The following is a 19,888-nucleotide window of genomic DNA, read 5'->3' as shown; positions in this document are numbered from 1 at the left end:
CCTGCCCCTCACTCAGCGCCTGGCGCACGCTGACTCGGTGCGTGGGCCGATCCCGTGGCGGCGCCGTCGGGCGTGAGCTGCGGCGGCGGACCCGGGTCGGGGCCTGCCGCCGCCGGTTGCCGGCCGCCGATGACGAAGACGATGCACAGGACGGTGAGGAACAGTGCCCCGGTCGCCTGCAGCAGCGATCCGCGCAGGAGGATCGTCATGAACACGGGCAGGATGCCGCCGACGATCGCCCAGACGCCGCCGACTCGCAGGGCAGGCACGATCCGGCTGTCCATCGCACGAAGCACCAGTCCGAGGAGCAGGAAGCCGACCACGACGGCGATGATGCCGCCGTTCACCAGCGCCTCGGCCCAGGTCGGCGCCGACAGGTTGTCGAACGTGTACCCCCGGTACTCGGCCAGGAGGATGCCCGTGTCGGTGGGCTTGTTCGGCCAGAGGGCTCGAGGGACCCAGAAGAGGACGCTGCCGGCGAACTGGCTCATCGGTGCGACGAGACCGTCCACCCAGTAAGACAGCGCATTGGCGACCTGCCAGAACGCGTCGTAATCCGGATTGGACAGGTACTCGTCGAAGAAGCCCGACCGGGTGCCCGTCGCCGCACCCGAGCGGCGGAATGCGTCCGCGATCGGGAAGACGAACAGGAATCCGGCGATCGCTGCGAGCATCGTGATCCGCGCCCGCCTGCGCGTCCGCACGGCGCCGGCGTACACGGCCAGAGCGAACACGACGGTCCCGAAGGAGTACCTCGCACTCGTGATCGGATTGACGATGAGGAGGAGGATCACCGCTCCTGCGATGGCTCCGGTGAGCGCCAGCCGACGGCTCTGGGCGCTGCTCGCAGTGCGACGCAGCTGGGCCAGGGCGCCGACCGCGACCAGCAGCGGATAGATCCCGCTGGCGAAGACGGTGCTTCGGACCGCGGGGTCCGGCCACGCGGCGGCACGCGCCGCGGCCGCCGCATCCCGGCTTCCGAGCAGAGCGATCGCGCCGAGCCGCCACAGGACGTAGCCGCTCAGTGCGACGGAGATGACGAACAGCGCGACGGTGCGCCAGCTGCTGACCGGACGCACGACCAGTGACCTTCCCGCCGTCCGCCGGCGCCCCTCGCGCAGCATGAGCAGCAGGCGTCCCACCTCGTAGCAGAACACGCCGAGCAGGACCACCCCCGCCGTCGGCATGTCGAGCCCGGTGTCGACCCCGGGCGTCGTCGTCGACGTGAGCCCGGACAGGATCTGGGCGGTCGGAGCGATGCCCATGAAGATGTAGACGAACAGCCAGAAGAAGAAGTCGAACAGCCTCGGCGTTCCGCGCACCCAGAGCAGCGAGAGATGGATGCCGGCCCAGACGAGGAGTACGAGTGTGACGATCCAGGCGTCACTGCGTGGCAGATCCGCGACATCGGCGATCAGGAACGCCGGGACTCCGACCGACAGGACCGCCAGGGATGCGACGAGGAGAAGCATGCGCAAGCCTCGTCGCAGCTCGTCGTCCCCCGCTGCATCGGGTGCGCGGTAGGCGACTCGCCTGCCGTCGGATCCCTCGCGGCGCGGCCCGGAATGCGACAGCTGATCGGTTCGCGTCATCGGCGCCGTCCACGAGGATTTCGGAAGGAGCTGAGCGCCCAACCGAGAGATATAGCATTATAAGGGGATTGGGGAGAATTTCGGTTCGTTCTACCCCTCGGCGTGATCGGACGAGGGTATGGAAACCAGGAGTCTGCTGCGACTCATCCGCCACCACTGGGCGGTCGTCGTGTCGTGCATCCTGCTCGGCGTGCTCGCAGGCTGGACGCTGGTCGTCTCCACCCCCCGCGAGTACACCGCGAGCGCCGACGTTTTCGTCACCGTGACCGGCGGAGCGAGCACCGGCGAGCTCGCGCAATCGTCGAACTTCTCGCAGCTGCAGGCGCGGAATTTCAGCGCGATCGCCACCCGCGAGGTGGTGCTCGCCCCCGTCATCGAGTCCCTCGACCTCGATGTCACGATCTCGCAGCTGCGCCGGCAGGTGTCGACGTCGGTGCCCCTCAATACGAGCGTCATCACCATCTCGGCGACGGACGAGTCGCCGGCTCGAGCCGCCGCCATCGCCAACTCGGTGTCGAAGTTCCTCGCAGAGGTCGTCCCGTCGCTCACGCCGCGTGTAGACGGCCAGTCGCCCGTCCGGCTGCAGGTGATCGAGTCGGCGAAACCTCCGACAGCGCCGTCGTCGCCGAATGTCCCCCTCCTGCTGCTCACGGGCCTCCTCGCCGGCCTCGTCGCCGCGACGGTCTTCGTCGTGCTCCGGGGCGTCGTCGATGCTCGCGTCCGCGACAAGGAGCAGGTCACCGAGATCACCGGGCTGCCGGTGCTCGGGGTCATCTCCTTCGACCGCCGCGCGCAGCGGGATCCCATCGCCGTGATCAAGGCCGGCTCCCGGCGCGGCGAGGAGTATCGACAGCTGCGCGCCAACCTTCGCTTCCTGCAGCCCGGGGAAGTCCACAAGGTCTTCTCGGTCACGTCGTCGCGCCCCGGCGAGGGCAAGAGTGCGACAGCGGCCAACATCGCCGCCGCACTGGCCGCATCTGGTCTTGCGGTCTGCCTCGTGGAGGCCGATCTGCGCCGACCGACTCTGGGCGACCTGCTCGATCTTCCGGAGTACTCCGGGTTCACCGACGTGCTCACCGGAGACATCGCGTTGGAGGACGCCATCGTGAGCTGGGGCCCCGACGACCTCAAGGTCCTCCTCGCCGGTTCTCGGCCGCCCAACCCGAGCGAACTGCTCGAGTCGACTGCGGCGAGCGCGGCACTGCAGCGGCTGCGCGAACGCTTCGACGTGACCATCATCGACTGCCCGCCCATCAATCCCGTGCCGGACGGTGCAGTGGTGGCGCGCCTGCTCGGTGGCGTCATCCTGGTCATCGGGGCACGGGTGCTCCGCGTGCGGGAGCTGCGTCGGGCGCTGGACCGCTTGACCTCCCTGGGGACGTCGGTCGAGGGCGCTGTGTTCAACATGTCCCGATCGCGAGAAGACCACCGCTACGAGTACGCGCCGGCCAAGGCGCCGGTGCGCCCGACCGAGGACGACGACGCGAACGCTCCGTCGAAGGCGGCGCCGGATGCCGGGGCCGCGGACGACCGTTTCATCAGCACGACAACGGCCCCACCGCGGAAGTCGGATGATCTGGACGCCGGCGAGCACGAGCCGGCCGTCGAGGGCGACTGGCCCGCGGACAAAGGGTCCGCCCAGCGAGCGGGACGGCGCCGCTCGGCGTCGCCTGCCCACTTCCCCCCGCTCAGCGCGGTCGAGTCGCAGCGCGAGACCTGACGCCATGAGCGACGGACGGGGGTCGATCCTCTTCGTCTGCACGGGAAACGTGTGCCGGTCGCCGTACCTCGAGTGGGGACTGCGGGCAGCCCTCGCGTCCGCTCGTGGTCCCGTCATCCGGCTGACGTCGGCGGGTGTCGCACCGCTCCTCGGCCACCCGATGAGCAGCTACCTGCTCGAGCGCCTCCAGACCAGGGGAATCGACGCGTCGGAGTTCAGGGCGCGAGCGCTGACGGAGGGGATGGTGGCACGGGCAGACGTCGTGCTCACCGCTTCACGGGAGCATCGGGGACTCATCGTCCGGCAGATGCCGGCGGCGGCGACGCGGACGTTCACCGTCCTGCAGTTCGCACGCCTCCTGCGCGCCGGTCGCGCATCGCGGAGCGCGGGTGCCGACCTGCCCGCGCTGGTGACCCTCGCCCAGCAGGCGCGTGGCCCGGCGGGCGCGTCGACGGAGCATGACGACATCGAGGACCCGTGGCAGCATTCCCGCCGGGTCTATGCACGGAGCGCGGCGAAGATGGACGAGGTGCTCGAGGAGATCCTCGAGCACCTCGTCTCGCGATGAGCCGCCGGTGTTACCAGCTGCTGGCCGCGTAGTACTGCAGGTCCTGCACGTACGGCGTCGACACGACCTGGTGCGGGGAGGTGAGGGACTCCGCCGTCGCACCCGACCGGACGATCTTCGCCGACACGGTCCCCAGTTTCAGCGGCACCGTGTAGGCGGAGACTCCCGCCGGCGCCGAGAAGCTCGTGGTCGTGCCGCCGACGGTGATCTGCACCGTCGCTGCGGAGGGCAGCCACACGAGGGCCTCGACCGAGTCGCGAGCCGCAGTCGAGGTGCCGTCGAGCGCAGGGGCGCCCATCAGCGACTGCGAGTACGACGGCTTCGCGTCCACGAACTGCGTGCGGTGGGTGAGCACGATGGCATCCGACGTGATCGCCGGCTGCGAGCCCGTGTGGAACCACGAGGTGTAGTACCGCGTCAGATCCAGGAAGGCCGAGCCGTGGTCCTGGGACGGCGCGATCTGAGTCGACTCGCTGTAGTCGTTCCAGGTCACGAGCTGGACGTAGTCCGCCTTCTGGGAGATCGCCTTGCTCCACTGCGCGCGCACGGAGGCGGTGTTGTTCGCCTCAGCCCACGACAGCGACCGGTAGCGGACGTCCTGGACCGCGACCGGCGCCATCCACGTCTTGCCGAGGGCGTGGGCACGTGCCACGTTGTCCGCGCTGTTCAGCGTCGTGCGCTCCGTACGCGTGCCCCAGTTGCCGAAGCCGTCGGCGATGGGCGCGTAGGCCTTGAGGTTGGCGTCGCTCGCGTTGTTGAACACGGCCTGGAACGAGATGGGGAGCCCGTACTTGGTCTCCAGCAGGTTGATGACCTGCGTCCACCACGAGACCGATGCGCCTTCCGCCTTGAAGCTGGACAGCACGTACTCGCCGTCCTCCTTGTAGGCGGAGCCGACCTGGTAGAGCTGGCTGAGCAGTGAGGCTGCCGTCTCGGGAGTGTTCGAGGAGAAGCTCGAGGAGCCGTCGACCATGGGCACGACGGCGAACCCGCCGACCTGCGCGGCTGCCTTCATGACGTTGACGGAGGCATCCCAGTTCTGGCCGCTCGAACTCATGAGGTTGAGCGTGAAGCCGTCGATGCCTGCGGACTTGGCCTGCCGGACCTCCGTGGCGAAGTTGTCCACTCGCCAGGTCGTCGAGGTCGACACTCCGGGCGAGATCGGCCGGTCGCGCAGGAGGCCGCCGACGGAGGCGAACTTGCTGCTCTCACCATCCGGGCTGAGGTAGTTGCGGGTGTAGTAGTCGCTCGACTCCGTCTTGTTGTCGATCGACAGCGGGTACGGCACGAAGTAGTGCGCGAACACGAGCGGGCCATCGGCGGGGGTCTCGGCCGGAGTCGTCGGGGACGGCGCGGGCGTGGGTGTGGTGGACACCGGCGCCGTGCTCACCTCGATGCGGGGTGCGTCGCTGTTGAAGCGCTCCATACGAAGCTGAATGTAGCGCTGGCTGTAGTTCAGTGCCAGGGCGAAGTCACCGGTGGTGGCGACGGAGCGGACGTCGAGCGGGATGCGGAGCGTCTGACCCTTCACCGCGGTCGCGCTGGGCTGCGACGCCGCTGATCCGGTCGGTCCCGGCTGGTTGTCGTGCGTCAGCGAGGTGGACTTCCACGAGGCGGAGGTCGGGTACGCGACGACTCCGGGAGCGGTGGCCGTGGTGCTGTTCACCTTCACCACGAGCGTCGCCGCGGTGACCTGGCGTCCCGCGAGCGCGTCGCCGTCGAACTTGAGGTACGTGCGGTCGGAGGTCGCGGTCGCGCTCAGCAGACCGGACTGCGGCACCGTCGGCTGGCGAGTCGTCGTCCAGGCCGAGTCCGAGGCGGTGAGGACGACCTCATCGGCAGCGGTGGCGCTGTCCGCGCCCGTGGCGAGCGGGATGATGGCGCCCGCCACCATCGCGGCGATGACGAAGCCCCCCAGCGCCTTCGCACGGCGCGCGAGGCCGCGGGTCTGGCCGGTCGAAGGCTCTTTTCTGAGGCGGTGGCGTGGGGATGTTGGGAGGTTGTGAGTGTGGGGAGATGTCACGGGTGACTCTTTGTCCTTCGTGGTTGATCGGGGCGGGCTGCGCTGCGACCCCCATCGCGGCGCGATCCCCCAGACGAATACGTCACGTTAGCCGCGGAGCGCGTGTGGCTCCTAATCGAGAGCGCGTATATTAGGCGATTCTCAGAAACCGCCGCACCCGCGACACGGCAGATGCAGCGAGATCGTTACCGATTTTCGGTAGGATCTCCTCGTCGGCCGGTGCCCGAACCAGGCCGGGTCTGTCTCGGGGACGGCCATGCGAATGCTCGGTAGAGATGTCGGCGGCATGCCGCTGTGGGTGCTCACGCTCGTGGTCGTCGCGGGCATCGTCATCGCCGCGTTCCTGAGCAGTGGAGTCATCGTGCGCGGTGAGGCCCCTCGATACACGCCTCCCCGCGACGCCGCGTCGCCGACGATCCCCGCGCCCATGCCGCTGGCCGTCTTCATCGGCGACTCCTACACGCAAGGAGCAGGAGGCGGTGGCGTTCGCTGGCCGACCCTGGTCGGGGACGCGCACGGCTGGGACGTCGACAACCTGGGCCTCGGGGGAACGGGCTACATCAGAACCTCCGACGCCAACAGCTGCGGTCGCGCGTACTGCGGGACTTACGGCCAGACGATCGACGAGATCGTCGGCTCGCCGACGTACATCGTCGTCTCCGGGGGCCGCAACGATGTCGGCCTCCCGACGGCCGACGTCGCCGCTGCCGCCGATGCGTTCTTCGGCGAGCTCCGCGAACGTTACCCGTACGCCATGATCTTCGTGATGGCTCCCTGGTTCGACGACGATGCGCCGCCACCCTCCGCGGGGGAGTTCGCGCAGGCGATCCAAGCGGCGGCGCTCGAGAACGAGGTCGTCTATCTCGACTCCGGCCAGCCCTTGTTCGGCAGGACCGACCTCATCTCGGCGGACGGGGTGCACCCCAACGCGGCGGGCTATCAGGCTCTCGCGGCGGCGGTCACGGCGGTCCTCGATCCTCAGCTGGCGCCCTAGGCATCGATACCTGGGCCGCGATCGCCCCCATCCACACGGCGCGCACGACGGAGGCTCGGGCCTGTCGGTGCGGCCAGGTCTGCTGTAGGGTTCGGCGTACAGACCCGGCGTGTGGGACGTCGCGGGATTCACATGGGGGAATCATGGCTGTACGCATCGGCTATGCCGCCGGGGCATTCGACCTCTTTCACGTCGGACACCTCAACATCCTTCGGCACGCCAAGGAGAACTGCGACTTCCTCATCGCGGGCGTCGTCAGCGACGAGATGCTCCGGCTCGTGAAGAAGGTCGATCCGATCATCCCCACCGCCGAGCGCGTCGAGATCGTCCGGAGCATCACGTACGTCGACAGCGTCCACATCGAGGACGTGCCCGACAAGCTCGAGACGTGGCGACAGCTGCACTTCACTCACTTCTTCAAGGGCGACGACTGGCGCGGCACCGAGAAGGGGGCCCAGTTGGAACGGGAGTTCGCCGAAGTGGGCGTCGAGGTCGTCTACTTCCCCTACACGGTGCACACATCGAGCACCGCGCTGCGCCACGCCCTCGAGATCATGGCCGCATCGCTCGCCCATGACGAGGTGCTGCCCGGTGGGCTCGCCGTCTCGCATGGCTGAGCAACGGGCACGGCCGGCGGACGCGTGCCGCGGCATCCGTTCTCCTACAGCTCGCCGGGCTGCATGACCTCCTGGTCGATCTCCTCGACGAGACGGCGTGCACGCGAGGGCGCGACACCGGGCTTGCGGGGTGCGTAGACGACGAGCGAGTGGAACAGGAAGCGCACGAAGAACGCCAGCACGAGGGTGATCGCCGTCGCCACGACGGCGGAGATGTGGCCGGTCGACACCATCACCGCCACGATCGGGATGCGCACCAGCGCCTCGGCGTTGTTGAACGTGAAGGACTTCGCGAACCGCAGCCACACGCCTGACGCGTTGTCGCGCATGTCGTCGAAGACGAAGCGCTCCTGCAGCAGGAAGTTACCGACGATCGTCACCTCGGCGGCGACGATGGCGGCGAGGATGTAGTCGACGCCCAGCTGGGTGAGCGCCCACACGATCGCGACGTTCGCGATCGCACCCAGGCCGCCGATCACCGCGAACAGCGACATCTTTCCGAAGCGCAGGGCGGTCAGCTGGGTGAGGAAGTGCAGCCCCTGCCGCACCGATGCCTTCGACTCGCCGGCGTGACGGTCGGCGAAGTCGAACGGCACCTCGGCGATGCGCATCGGCCGGCGCGCGAGAATCTCGAGCAGGATCTTGAAGCCGCGCGGCCGCAGGAGCGCCTGATCGACGCTGCGCCGGTCGATGAGGAAGAAGCCGGTCATGGGGTCGGTGACATCGCGCAGCCGGATCGGGAACATCGCGCGGGTCACCGCCGTCGACGACTTCGACACCATCACGCGCGTGCGATCGGCGAGGCCGTGCGCAGTGCCGCCGCCGGCGTAGCGCGAGGCGATCACCACGTCCACGTCGCCGTGCGAGAACCGTCGCCACAGCTCGGGGATCTTCTCCGGCGGATGCTGCAAATCGCCGTCGATGACCAGACAGGCGTCGGACTCCGCTGACGCGAACCCCTCGAGCACCGCGCCGCCGAGCCCGCCGACAGCCTTGTCGCGATGGATCACGCGCACCGGGAGCGGGGCGTCGGCGGCCACATCGCGGATCACGTCGGAGGTGGCATCCGTGCTGTCGTCCACGAAGACGATCTCGGCGTCGATACCGCCCGGGACGGTGTCGAGCGCGGCGGCGACACGGCGAACGAGCTCCGCCACGTTGGGAGCCTCGTTGTACGTCGGGACGATGATCGACAGCTGCATTGCCGCATATCCTCCCATGCAGCGCTGAACGGGGAGCAAACGGGTGCCGAGAGGATGCCGCCGACCGGCGCGGGAGAACCGCGGTCGGGCGGTGGTGGGCACTGCCCGGCGTCCGGCGCCTGCCCAGGATCGCCGGGTGAGAATGGAAGGATGACCTCCCCCTCGACCATCACCATGTTCGGCGCGGACTGGTGCCGCGACTGCGTCCGCACCAAGAAGCAGCTCGACGAGCTCGGCATCTCGTACACCTACGTGGACCTCGTCGCCGACCCCTCCGCGGCGGACGTCGCCCGCGACATCTCGGGCCGCACCAACATCCCCGTCGTCGTGTACCCCGACGCCTCGCACCACGTCGAGCCGTCGAACGCCGACGTCGAGACGAAGCTGCGCGAGCTCTCCCTCATCTGACGCCGTCGCGGCGCGTTTCGTCTCGCTCGTTCCTCGCTCGCTCAACGACCGGGGCAGCGGTCGCACGCACACACCCGGTCGCGGCGCGTTTCGTCTCGCACGTTCCTCGCTCGCTCAACGACCGGGGCAGCGGTCGCACGCACACACCCGGTCGCTGAGCGAGCGCCAGCGAGACGAAGCGCGGCGCGCACACTCTGACGCGGCGGCATCCGTCCTCATTAGGCTGAGGCCGTGAGCGTCGAACGCAATACCCGGGCGATCGAGGGAACGGTCGTCACCGATTTCCAGGACCGCATGAGCTATGGCGGCTACCTCGATCTGCCCACCCTGCTGTCTGCCCAGCGACCGCTCAGTGACCCTGAGCATCACGACGAGCTGCTGTTCATCGTTCAGCACCAGACCACCGAGCTGTGGCTGAAGCTCGTGCTGCACGAGCTCGGCGCCGCCTGCCGGCTGCTGCGCGAGGACCAGCTCGCTCCCGCGCTGAAGTGCATCGCCCGCGTGAAGCACATCCAGAAGACGCTGACCGAGCAGTGGTCGGTGCTCGCGACGCTGACGCCCGCCGAGTACGGGCAGTTCCGCGGCGTGCTGGGCAACGCCAGCGGCTTCCAGTCCGCGCAGTACCGTGCGGTCGAGTTCACGCTCGGGAACAAGAACGCCGCGATGCTGCGGGTGTTCGAGTCGGATCCCGCCGCGCATGCGCTCATCCAGGCGGCGCTCGAGGCGCCGAGCCTCTACGACGAGTTCCTCGGACTGCTCGCACGGTCGGGCTATCCGATCCCCGCGGCCGTGCTCGAGCGCGACGTGACGACGGCGTGGACCTACGCCCCCGAGCTCGTCCCCGTGTTCACCGAGATCTACCGCGACCCGCAGACGCACTGGGCCGCATACGAGACCTGCGAGGAGCTCGTCGACCTGGAGGACAACTTCCAGCTCTGGCGCTTCCGTCATCTCAAGACCGTCGAGCGCATCATCGGGTTCAAGACCGGAACCGGGGGCTCCAGCGGTGTGCCGTTCCTGCAGCGCGCGCTCGATCTGACCTTCTTCCCCGAGCTGTACGCGGTGCGGACGGAGCTGTGATGGCCCACGACCCGGAGGCGCTGCGGGACCTGCTCGGCCCCGAGGCGGCGCTCTGCCGCCGTGCGATCACCGGTGAGCAGGGCGTGTCGCTGCCGCCCTTCACCGACCACCACGTGCACCTGCATCTCATCGACGAACGGGCCCTCGCCGCCGGTGGCATCGCGGGGGTCGTCGACCTGGGCGGCGACCCCGTCGCGCTCGCCCGCCGCGGCGACCACGGCATCCCGCGCGTGGCGTACGCCGGAGCCTTCCTCACCGCTGTCGGCGGCTATCCGGTCGGCCGCGGGTGGGCGCCGCCCGAGATCGCCCGAGAGATCGCGGACGCGTCGACCCACCCGGGGGTGCCCGGCGGCGCGGCAACGGCGGTCGACGAGCAGGCGTCGTTCGGGGCATCCGTCATCAAGGCCGCCCTCAACAGCGCGGCAGGGCCCGTGCTCGACCCCGGCACGCTGGCGGCGATCGTCGAGGTCGCCCGCGAGCGCGGTCTGCCGGTCGTCGCGCACGCGGAGGGCGACGGGATGCCGCAGCTCGCACTCGACGCAGGCGTCGACGTCCTCGCCCATACCCCGTTCACCGAGTTCGTCGGGCGTGCCTTCACGGCCCACGCCGTGAAGGCGGGGCAGGTGTGGATCTCGACGCTCGCGATCCACGGCGCGGACCCGCACGCGGCCGAGTTCGCACGCGTGAACCTCGCCGGCTTCGCCGCCGCGGGCGGCCGCGTGCTGTACGGCACCGACCTCGGAAACGGCGACCAGCGGGTCGGGGTGAATCCCGACGAGGTGGCAGCGCTCGACCGGGCGGGCATCCGTGGCGCGGCGCTCATCGCTGCGATGGCCGACCCATGGCCGTTCACCGATCCACCGCCGGGGGTGTGCACGTTCGTGCCCGGCACCCCGCCGACGGAGCTCGACGACATCGCCGAGTGGCTGCGCGGCGCGACCGTCGTCCCCACCGAGGAGCTCATTCATGACGACCACTGATCCCGCCGGGTCATCCGGCCCGGCCTCTTCCGGGTTTGGGGCGCACGACGTACGTTCGGGGCGCGTGCCGCACGCCCCGAACGTACGGGACGCGCCCCAAACCCGCGGTCAGGCCAGGACCGGCGCGGTGGCCCTCGACGCTGAGGCCGCGTCCCTCGACGCGGCCGACCCCCTGCGCACGCACCGCGACGCCTTCGTCGGAGCCGAGACGTCACTGGTCTACTTCGACGGCAACTCCCTCGGCCGGCCGCTGCGGGCGAGCGTGGAGCGACTGACGGCGTTCGCGCGCGACGAATGGGGCGGGCGCCTCATCCGCGGCTGGGACGAGTCCTGGATGCAGCTGCCCTTCGACATCGGCGACGCCGTCGGCCGCGCCGCGATCGGCGCGGCCCCGGGCCAGACCGTGATCGGCGACTCGACGACGGTGCTGCTGTACAAGCTCGTGCGAGCGGCCTTCGACGCCGCGGTCGCGGCGGACCCTGCCCGCGTCGAGATCGTCGTCGACCGCGACAACTTCCCCACCGACCGGTACCTCGTCGACGGCATCGCGGCCGAGCGCGGCGGCCGCGTCTGCTGGATCGACGTCGAACTGACGAGCGGCGTGTCCGAGGAGGCGCTTCGTGCGGCCGTCGGCCCCGAGACGGCGGTCGTGCTGCTCTCGCACGTGGCCTACCGATCGGGCTATCTCGCGGATGCCGCAGCCCTCACCCGCATCGCGCACGACGCCGGCGCGCTCGTCGTGTGGGACCTCTGCCATTCGGCCGGCTCGGTGCCCGTCGAGGCCGATGCCTGGGACTTCGACCTCGCGGTCGGCTGCACCTACAAGTACCTGAACGGCGGGCCCGGCTCGCCCGCGTTCGCCTACGTCGCGGCACGTCTGCAGGACCTGCTCGCCCAGCCCATCCAGGGCTGGATGGGCACCGCCGACGTGTTCGCGATGGGGCCGGAGTACCGGCCGGCGGAGGGGATGCGGCGCTTCCTGTCGGGCACGCCGCCGATCGTCGGCATGCTCGCCATGCAGGACACGCTCGCCCTCATCGACGACGTCGGCATCGCCCAGATCCGTGCCAAGTCGATCGCCCTGACGGAGTTCGCGGTGCGCGTGGCCGACGAACTGCTGGCACCGCTCGGGGTCGTGATCGCCTCGCCCCGCGACCCCGCCGCGCGCGGCGGCCACGTGACGCTGTCGCACCCCGCGATGCGTGAGGTCACCGCGCGGCTGTGGGCGCAGGACGTGATCCCCGACTACCGAGACCCCGGCGGCCTGCGCATCGGCCTGTCCCCGCTGTCGACGTCGTTCGCCGAGACCCTCGCCGGTCTCCGAGCGGTCGAGGCCGCCGTCCGCGCCGAGTCCTGAGCCGGCGCCCGAGGCCCCGGGCCCGGGATCCACAGGGTGGGCTTCGAGTCCCAGCGCCTGACCTACACTGGCGCGATGAGCAGTGACGCTCCACGGGCACCCGAAGCCGTGGCATCCGTCTCCCCTGTGCGTCTGACGCGCGGCACCATCGCGCGCTACGCGACCGGATCGCTCGGCACCGGCGGCTTCTCGACCCTGCCCGGCCTGGTGCTGACGTACTACCTGACCGACTCCCTCGGGGTCGCCGCACTCGCCGCCGGCGCGGTCATCACTGTCGCGAAGGTCTGGGACGTGATCATCGACCCCGTCATCGGCGCCCTCACCGACCGCGATCTCGCGCGTCACGGCAGCCGGCGACGGCTGATGCTGATCGGCGCCATCGCGCTGCCGCTGCTGTTCGCACTGACCTTCGCGGTGCCGCCATCGCTCGGACCCGTGGTCGCAGGCATCTGGGTGCTGCTCGCCTTCACCTTCACGGCGACGGCGTTCAGCCTGTTCCAGGTGCCGTACATCGCGCTCCCCGCCGAGCTGACGCCGAGCTACGACGAGCGCACGCGGCTGCTCACCTGGCGCGTCGTGGTGCTGACGTTCGCGATCCTGCTGTTCGGCGCGGGCGGCCCGGCGCTGCGTCGCGTCTCGGACGACCCGTTCATCCAGTACCTCGTGATGGGGGTCGTCTGCGGTCTCGTCATCGGGATCGGGATGCTGGTGGCCACCGGCGTCGCGCGACGCACCGCCGTCACCGCGGTCACCGCCGTCACCGCCGTCACATCCGGTGAGACGTCATCTGCCGGCCGAGACGGCGGTGTTCACCCGAGGTCTCGGCGGTCGGATGACGTCTCACGGGTAGAGGGACGCGGGAGCGCTGCGACCACGGGGATCCGCGAGCACTACGCGTCCGGCATCCGTGCTCTCCGACGCAGCGGGCCGTTCCGCATGCTGCTGTCGACGTTCGTGCTGCAGGCCCTCGCGACCGGCCTCATGCTGGCCGGGGCACAGTACGTCGCGACGTGGGTGCTGCACTCGCAGGCGGCCGTCGAGCTGCTGTTCGTCGCGCTCATCGCCCCGGCGCTGCTGGCCGCGCCGGCCTGGGGTGTCGTCGCGCGGCGCCTCGGCAAGGAGCGCACTTTCACGGTCGCGAGCATCGTCTTCGCGGTCGCCGCGCTGTCGATCCTCGGCATGCTGTGGGCTCCCGGCGACTGGATCTACGTGCCGGTCGGCATCGCGGGCGTCGCGTACGCGGGCATGCAGTCGCTGCCGATGGCGATGCTGCCCGACGTGATCTCGCACGACGAGCGCACCGTGCCCGACGCCGTGGCGGGAGGCGCCGGCCGGGCCGGGTCGTTCAGCGGCTTCTGGACGGCCGGCGAGACCGTCGGCTTCGCGCTCGGCGCAACGACCCTGGCGCTCATCCTCGCCATGACCGGCTACGTCTCGTCGACCGGCGGTCAGGTCGTGGAGCAGCCGGATGCCGCCATCACCGGCATCGTCGTCAGCTTCAGCCTCGCCCCCGCCGTGCTCATCGGGCTGAGCCTTCTCACGCTCGCGCGGTACCCGCTCCGCCGCGCCGACATCGAAGACCGCGAGACCGGGTCGCAGTCGTCGTGACACTGCGTGCCTCGGTGCTCACACCGTGACGTAGGATCCCCCTGACGGACTCACCGCGCGCGAGTTCCGCGGCGCGAGTTCGAAGGAGAACCCATGTCCCCCACGTCCTCGACCACTCCCGCGAAGCCTCGGAAGACCACGGCTACGCGTCCCTCGTCTCGCGCCGGAGCGTCCGATCCCGGGCTTCCCGACGACGAGCGGGCGGCGCTCGACGAGGCGATCACCCGGCTCGACGAGGGAGCGCGGGTGTGGGTCGCACTCACGCTCGACCAGCGGGCGCGGCTGCTCGGCCGGGTGCGCGACGCCGTGGGGGTGGTCGCCCAGGAGTGGGCCGACGCGGCGACGATGTCGAAGGGCCTCGAGCCCGGGCATCCGCTCTCCGGCGAGGAATGGCTCGGCGGACCCTATGCCGTCATCGGACTGCTCGATGCGCTGCGTGAGACCCTCGAGGCTCTCGCGAACGGCCGCAGCCCGCTCGAAGGTGTGACGATCGACGAGGCACCGGGCGGTCGCCTGCGCGCGCACACGTTCCCGCTGAACGGCACCGAGAAGCTTCTGCTCTCGGGCTTCACGGGCGAGGTCTGGTTCGAGCCCGGCGTCACCGCCGACCAGGCCCGTCGCGAGGCCGGGCTCGCCCAGCTGACGCCCACCGAGTCGGGCGGCGTCGGGCTGGTGCTCGGCGCCGGCAACGTCACCTCGATCCCGGTCGCCGACGTGCTGTACGAGCTCTTCGCACACAACCGCGTCGCGCTCCTCAAGGTCAATCCGACGCAGGACGCGATGGTGCCGGTGTTCGAGCGCGCACTGGCGCCGCTCATCGAGCCCGGCTTCGTGCGCATCGTGCGCGGCGGCGCCGCTACCGGCGCGTACCTCACCTCGCACCCGCGCATCGCCCACGTGCACATCACCGGCTCGGCCGTCACGTTCGACGCCATCGTGTGGGGTGCTTCGACGGGCTCGGCGACCGGGGGCGGCTCGGCGACCGGGGGCGGCGAAGTGCCCGACCGGGAGCCGAAGCTCACGGTGCCGATCACGGCCGAGCTGGGCGGCGTCTCGCCGATCATCGTGGTGCCGGGGCGCTGGTCGGCCGCAGACCTGAAGTACCAGGCCCAGCATGTTGCGACGATGCGGCTCGTGAACTCCGGGCACAACTGCATCGCGGGGCAGGTCGTCATCGTGAGCTCCGACTGGCCGCAGCGCGCCGAGTTCCTGCGCGAACTGCACACGGCGTACGCGGCCGCCCCCGAACGGCCGGTCTGGTACCCCCGCAGCGACGAGCGGCTCGAGGCCGCGGCATCCGCCTATCCGAATGCCGTCTGGGCCGCCGATCGCACGCGCGCGATCGTGGAGGTGCGCGGCGACGAAGACGGCGACCCGGTCGAGACCGTCGAGTACTTCGCTCCCATCCTGGGTGTGGTCGAGGTCGGCGGCACCGGCCAGGAGTTCCTGGACGCGGCGGTGGCGCACGCGAACGACAAGCTGACCGGCACGCTCGGCGCGAACGTGCTCATCGACCCCGTCACCGAAGAGGCGCTGGGCGCGGGGTTCGAGCGCGCGATCGCCGACCTCCGCTACGGCGACATCGCGATCAACACCTGGACAGCGTTCAACTTCCTCATCGCCCGCCTGACCTGGGGCGGCTTCCCCGGGGCGACGCTCGCCGACGTGTCGAGCGGCATCGGCGTCGTGCACAACGCGCTGCTGCTCGACCGCGTCGAGCGGTCGGTGGCGCGCGGGCCGTTCCGCCCGTTCCCGCGGTCGGTGGGCGACACGCTCCGGCGCCGCGGACGGGCGAAGGCCACCATCCTGCCGACGCCGCCGTGGTTCGTGAGCTCGCGCACCGGCGCGGAGGTGAGCGCGGGGCTCACGCGCTACCTCGTCGACGGCAAGGTGCCCGGTCTGGTCAAGACGCTGACCAGGGCGATGCAGGCGTGAGGCGGAGGCGACCGGTCGACCGCAGCGCCGGCTTCGGCGCCGACGGGCTGGAGGCCGACTACGTCGTCGTCGGCGCGGGGTCGTCGGGTGCCGCCGTGGCAGCGCGGCTCAGCGAGGATCCGGCCGTCTCGGTGCTGCTCCTCGAGGCCGGCGGACCCGACCGGGCGATCGAGCTGCACGTGCCGGCCGCGTTCTCGAAGCTCTTCCGCGGACCGTACGACTGGAACTACGACACCGTTCCCCAGCCCCAGCTCGAGGGTCGCACGGTGTACTGGCCGCGCGGCAAGACACTGGGCGGGTCGTCGTCGCTCAACGCCATGATGTGGGTGCGAGGCTTCGCCGCCGACTACGACGAGTGGGCGGATGCCGCCGGGCCGACGTGGTCGTGGGACGCCCTCGTCCCCTACTTCCAGCGCGTGGAGCGCACCGCGGACCCCGCCGACGGCTCCCAGGGCACCCACGGACCCCAGCCCGTCGAGCATCAGCGGGATCCGCGGGCCCACACGGCGGCGTTCCTGGCAGCGGCGCAAGAGGTGGGGCATCCCGTCACCGCGCCCAACCTGCCGGCGGGCCAGGGCTTCTCGCAGACGATGGTGAGCGAGAGCCGCGGCGCGCGCTCCTCGACCGCCGACGTGTACCTGCGCCCCGCGAAGCGGCGCTCGAACCTCCGCGTCGTGACCGGCGCGCACGTCCGGCGCGTGACCTTCGAGGCCCCCACCGGCGACGAGTCCGGCGCGCGCCGGCCGCGTGCGACCGGCGTGTACGTCGACATCGACGGGATCACCCGCCACGTGCGTGCGCGGCGCGAGGTCATCCTCTCGGGGGGAGCCGTCAACACGCCGCAGCTGCTCATGCTCAGCGGCGTCGGCCCGGCCGAGCACCTCGCCGAGCACGGCATCGACGTCCTCGTCGACGCCCCCGGCGTGGGCGGCAATCTGCAGGACCATCTCGTCGCCGGGCTCGCGCCCGCCGCGCCGAGCGGCGGCACCCTGTACGACGCCGACAAGCCGGCCGAGCTCGTGAGATACCTGGCGACGCGGAAGGGGATGCTGACCTCCAACGTCGCCGAGGCCTACGGGTTCGTGCGCACCGAGGTCGCCGACCGCGCAGGAGCACCCGAGGGGCTCCCCGACATCGAGATCATCTTCGCCCCGGTGCCCTACGTCGGCGAGGGGTTGATCCCGACTCCCGCGCACGGGCTCACCGTCGGCGCGATCCTGCTGCGCCCGCGCAGTCGCGGCACGATCCGGCTCGCGTCGGCGGATCCGACGGCGCCGCCGCTCATCGACCCCGCGTATCTGTCCGACCCCGACGGCGTCGACGCGGCGACCATGCTCGCCGGGCTCGCCGCGTGCGAGCGTCTCATCGACACCGAGGCGCTGCGCGCGATCACGACGGGTGACGGCGCAGAGCCGCTGAGGTGGGTGCAGCCCGAGGGCGGCGACCGCATGACGCCCGTGGAGCGGGCCGAGGTGTCGCTGCGCCGGTACTCGCACACGCTCTACCACCCCGTCGGCACGGCCCGGATGGGAACGGATGCCGCCTCGGTCGTCGACCCCGAGCTGCGCGTCCGCGGAGTCACGGGTCTCCGGGTGGCCGACGCCTCGGTCATGCCCACCGTGATCCGCGGCCACACGAACGCGCCCGCGATCGTGATCGGCGAGGTCGCCGCCGACCTCATCCTCGGCCGCCGGGTCTGACCAGGCTCACCCCGGCCCCTAGCATCCCCCTTCACTGCTCCGCTGTCACGAACGGTCCTCCCCGCACACGAATCGTGACAGCGGAGCAGAAGGTGCGGAGGGTCACCGCACCGGCACCGCGATCTCCGTCGCGCTCATCGCCGACCCGCGGTCCTCGACCGACTGACGGTGTCCCGAAACGCCGAACCCCTCCTGCTCGGAGAGCAGAAGGGGTTCGAGGGAGTGTCTCAGCGACCGCCGCGGCGGTTCGTTCCGTTCGGGCGGACGACGGAGCCGACCATCAGCTTGCCGGTGCCGGTCGACGACGCGCGACGACCCTGCGTGCGGGGGTTCCCTGCCGGCTGGGCCGACCGGGTGTGGCCGGCGCTCTGGTCACTGCGCTGGTGAGCGCCGCGGTCCTGCGCCGCGGCGGCATCGCGTCCCCGACCCGCGCCCTGGCCACGGCCTGCGCCCTGGGCGCCCTGACCGGAGCCACGGCGGCGGCCTCCGCCGGCACCCGAGCCGGAGCGACCCGAACCCTCGGCGCCCTGGCGACCGTCGCGCGCGGCGCGCTTGCGCTGCGCGTTCGCACCCTGGCTGGTGCCGCGCGGCGTCTCGGCCACCGGAACCGGCTTGACGTACGCGGCGACCTGGCCGACGAGCGCGGTGACCGCGGGCGAGGCATCCGTCACGGCGACCGGCTCGACCGAGATCGCGGCCTTGCGCAGCAACTGCGAAACGTCGCGCTTCTGCTCGGGCAGCACCAGCGTGACGACGGCGCCTTCCGCACCCGCGCGGGCCGTGCGACCCGAACGGTGCAGGTACGCCTTGTGCTCGGTCGGCGGGTCGACGTGGATGACGAGCTCGACATCGTCGACGTGCACACCGCGGGCCGCGACATCCGTCGCCACCAGCACCCGGACGGAGCCCGACGAGAACGCCGCGAGGTTGCGGTCGCGCGCGGCCTGCGACAGGTTGCCGTGCAGGTCGACGGCCGGGATGCCCTGGCCGGTGAGCTGCTTGGCGAGCTTCTTGGCCTGGTGCTTCGTGCGCATGAACAGGATGCGCCGGCCGGTGCCCGATGCGAGCGCCTTGACGACGTCCTTCTTGGCGTCGGCGTCGGCGAGCGTGAAGACGTGGTGCGTCATCGCGGCGACCGGCGAGTGCGCCTCGTCGACGGAGTGCAGCACCTCGTTCTGCAGGAAGCGGTTGACGAGCTTGTCGACCCCGTTGTCGAGGGTCGCGCTGAACAGCAGGCGCTGGCCGCCGGCCGGCGTCGCGTTCAGGATGCGCGTGACGCCCGGCAGGAAGCCGAGGTCGGCCATGTGGTCGGCCTCGTCGATGACGGTGATCTCGACGGCGTCGAGGTGCACGTAGCCCTGCTTCATGAGGTCTTCGAGACGGCCGGGGCACGCCACGACGATGTCGACGCCGGCGTTCAACGCCTGCACCTGACGGTTCTGGTTCACGCCGCCAAAGATGGTGGTGGTGGTGAGGCCGTATGCCTTGGCGAGCGGCGCGAGCACCGCATCGATCTGCGTGGCGAGCTCGCGGGTCGGCGCGAGCACGAGGCCGAGCGGACGGCCCTTGCGGCGGTTGCCGCCGGCGAGCTTGCCGCCGAGGCGGGCGGCCATCGGGATCGAGAACGCGAGGGTCTTGCCCGAGCCGGTCTTGCCGCGGCCGAGCACGTCGCGGCCCGCGAGCGTGTCGGGGAGCGTGTCGACCTGGATCGGGAACGCGGTGGTCTTGCCGTCCGCGGCGAGCGCGTCGACGAGGGGCTGCGGCACGCCGAGCGCGCCGAAAGTGGTTTCGGTCATGAGTGGGATTTCTCCGGGCACACGGGTGCCCTGTCGGTGGCCGGGGCGTATTTCGCCCACGGGTCGCCGTACGAAAGTCATCACCGGCATCGCGCGGCTGAGCCGGGCGGCGGCGGGAGGGGAAGCGTTCTACGACGCAAGAAGCGCAGGGAAGCGCTGCAAGATGATCCATCTTAGCAGGCCACGCCTGAGCGTTCTCCGCAGCCTCTCCCGGTCGTTGAGCGAGCGAGGGACGAGCGAGACGAAACGCCCCGCACCCGGCGCCGATGAGCGGCTCAACGCGTTTCGTCTCGGTCGCTGGCGCTCCC

At 70.7% G+C, this 19,888-nt stretch carries 15 protein-coding genes; 11 read left to right on the top strand and 4 right to left on the bottom strand.

What is annotated here, in order from left to right:
* Window positions 1-8 precede the first annotated feature (8 nt).
* Window positions 9-1,472, bottom strand: a complete 1,464-nt coding sequence (locus MRBLWS13_RS13815) for a hypothetical protein (RefSeq protein WP_349425913.1) — start codon at window positions 1,470-1,472, stop codon at window positions 9-11.
* A gap of 238 nt (window positions 1,473-1,710) precedes the next feature.
* Here MRBLWS13_RS13815 and MRBLWS13_RS13810 point away from each other — a divergent pair, with 238 nt between their 5' ends.
* Both MRBLWS13_RS13810 and MRBLWS13_RS13805 read left to right on the top strand, forming a co-directional pair.
* Entirely contained in the window at window positions 1,711-3,312 is a 1,602-nt protein-coding gene (locus MRBLWS13_RS13810; RefSeq protein WP_349425912.1) for a polysaccharide biosynthesis tyrosine autokinase, read from the top strand.
* A gap of 4 nt (window positions 3,313-3,316) precedes the next feature.
* Window positions 3,317-3,880 carry a low molecular weight phosphatase family protein gene (locus tag MRBLWS13_RS13805; RefSeq protein WP_349425911.1) on the top strand — a complete coding sequence of 188 codons (564 nt, stop codon included), beginning with the start codon at window positions 3,317-3,319 and terminating at the stop codon, window positions 3,878-3,880.
* A gap of 10 nt (window positions 3,881-3,890) precedes the next feature.
* On the opposite strand, the gene MRBLWS13_RS13800 is transcribed toward MRBLWS13_RS13805, so the two are convergent.
* Window positions 3,891-5,903: an endo-1,3-alpha-glucanase family glycosylhydrolase gene (locus tag MRBLWS13_RS13800; protein ID WP_349425910.1), complete on the bottom strand. Its 2,013-nt coding sequence runs from the start codon at window positions 5,901-5,903 to the stop codon at window positions 3,891-3,893.
* Window positions 5,904-6,159: 256 nt separating this feature from the next.
* Between MRBLWS13_RS13800 and MRBLWS13_RS13795 the strand changes: the two genes are divergently transcribed.
* Both MRBLWS13_RS13795 and MRBLWS13_RS13790 read left to right on the top strand, forming a co-directional pair.
* Window positions 6,160-6,897, top strand: a complete 738-nt coding sequence (locus MRBLWS13_RS13795) for an SGNH/GDSL hydrolase family protein (RefSeq protein WP_349425909.1) — start codon at window positions 6,160-6,162, stop codon at window positions 6,895-6,897.
* Window positions 6,898-7,040: 143 nt separating this feature from the next.
* Window positions 7,041-7,514 (top strand): adenylyltransferase/cytidyltransferase family protein, encoded by a 474-nt coding sequence (locus MRBLWS13_RS13790; RefSeq protein ID WP_349425908.1) that lies wholly within the window; start codon window positions 7,041-7,043, stop codon window positions 7,512-7,514.
* A gap of 44 nt (window positions 7,515-7,558) precedes the next feature.
* Here the strand turns inward: MRBLWS13_RS13790 and MRBLWS13_RS13785 are convergent, their stop codons facing one another.
* Complete coding sequence (locus tag MRBLWS13_RS13785) at window positions 7,559-8,716, bottom strand: glycosyltransferase family 2 protein (RefSeq protein ID WP_349425907.1); 1,158 nt, start codon at window positions 8,714-8,716, stop codon at window positions 7,559-7,561.
* 150 nt (window positions 8,717-8,866) lie between these two features.
* On the opposite strand from MRBLWS13_RS13785, the gene MRBLWS13_RS13780 reads away from it, so the two are divergent.
* The 7 genes from MRBLWS13_RS13780 (at window position 8,867) to MRBLWS13_RS13750 (ending at window position 17,784) form a co-directional block, all read left to right on the top strand.
* Window positions 8,867-9,124, top strand: a complete 258-nt coding sequence (locus MRBLWS13_RS13780; protein WP_349425906.1) for a glutaredoxin domain-containing protein — start codon at window positions 8,867-8,869, stop codon at window positions 9,122-9,124.
* A gap of 231 nt (window positions 9,125-9,355) precedes the next feature.
* Entirely contained in the window at window positions 9,356-10,204 is an 849-nt protein-coding gene (gene kynA / locus MRBLWS13_RS13775; RefSeq protein ID WP_349425905.1) for a tryptophan 2,3-dioxygenase, read from the top strand.
* The gene (locus MRBLWS13_RS13770; RefSeq protein ID WP_349425904.1) at window positions 10,204-11,184 is read left to right on the top strand and encodes a hypothetical protein; all 981 of its coding nucleotides are present in this window, start codon (window positions 10,204-10,206) and stop codon (window positions 11,182-11,184) included. Before kynA ends, MRBLWS13_RS13770 begins: the two co-directional genes overlap by 1 nt.
* Window positions 11,185-11,311: 127 nt before the next feature.
* Window positions 11,312-12,541, top strand: coding sequence for an aminotransferase class V-fold PLP-dependent enzyme (locus MRBLWS13_RS13765; RefSeq protein WP_349425903.1), 1,230 nt, complete (start codon window positions 11,312-11,314; stop codon window positions 12,539-12,541).
* 75 nt (window positions 12,542-12,616) lie between these two features.
* Window positions 12,617-14,149 (top strand): MFS transporter, encoded by a 1,533-nt coding sequence (locus MRBLWS13_RS13760; protein WP_349425902.1) that lies wholly within the window; start codon window positions 12,617-12,619, stop codon window positions 14,147-14,149.
* Window positions 14,150-14,242: 93 nt separating this feature from the next.
* Window positions 14,243-16,084 carry an aldehyde dehydrogenase family protein gene (locus tag MRBLWS13_RS13755; RefSeq protein ID WP_349425901.1) on the top strand — a complete coding sequence of 614 codons (1,842 nt, stop codon included), beginning with the start codon at window positions 14,243-14,245 and terminating at the stop codon, window positions 16,082-16,084.
* On the top strand, window positions 16,081-17,784 hold the full coding sequence (locus MRBLWS13_RS13750) for a GMC family oxidoreductase N-terminal domain-containing protein (RefSeq protein WP_349425900.1): 1,704 nt from the start codon (window positions 16,081-16,083) through the stop codon (window positions 17,782-17,784). The genes MRBLWS13_RS13755 and MRBLWS13_RS13750 overlap by 4 nt, the downstream gene beginning before the upstream one ends.
* 227 nt (window positions 17,785-18,011) lie before the next feature.
* Here the strand turns inward: MRBLWS13_RS13750 and MRBLWS13_RS13745 are convergent, their stop codons facing one another.
* Window positions 18,012-19,580 (bottom strand): DEAD/DEAH box helicase, encoded by a 1,569-nt coding sequence (locus MRBLWS13_RS13745; protein ID WP_349425899.1) that lies wholly within the window; start codon window positions 19,578-19,580, stop codon window positions 18,012-18,014.
* Window positions 19,581-19,888 lie beyond the last annotated feature (308 nt).

Source organism: Microbacterium sp. LWS13-1.2, assembly GCF_040144835.1.
In the GTDB taxonomy this organism is placed as follows: Bacteria; Actinomycetota; Actinomycetes; order Actinomycetales; family Microbacteriaceae; genus Microbacterium.
The sequence above is the reverse complement of the archived record's forward strand: the minus strand, read 5'-3'. Positions and strand labels throughout refer to the sequence as shown.